The 261-nt window shown below is 64.4% G+C and carries 1 protein-coding gene; it reads left to right on the top strand.

Translation table 11 applies throughout. The features are described 5' to 3' along the window. On the top strand, window positions 1–261 hold a 261-nt coding region (locus tag KJQ96_RS39265), incomplete at both ends, for a hypothetical protein (protein ID WP_213291248.1).

The raw sequence follows: 261 nt of genomic DNA, 5'->3' as shown, positions 1-261 counted from the left end.
ATCGGTTCGCGCCGCGCTGGTGGCGACGATCGCGATTTCAGCCTTCACGCTGTCGATCGCAACGTTCGAACTATCGATGGCGGACTGGCCCTCCGGCTTTGTCCTGCTTGTCATCGTGCCGCTGGTCGCGCTCGTGTTCTTCGGCTGCATCGTGTGGTCGGCTTCGCTGCTCCCAAGGATCCGAACCAGCGGCGCGAAGTTCGCCCTCCCCTTCCTGATCTGCGCGCTGACGCTCGCCATTCTCGCCTACGCCCCGCTGCA

Source organism: Bradyrhizobium sp. sGM-13, assembly GCF_018398875.1.
In the GTDB taxonomy this organism is placed as follows: domain Bacteria; phylum Pseudomonadota; class Alphaproteobacteria; order Rhizobiales; family Xanthobacteraceae; genus Bradyrhizobium.
This window is presented reverse-complemented; position numbering and strand designations above follow the sequence as displayed.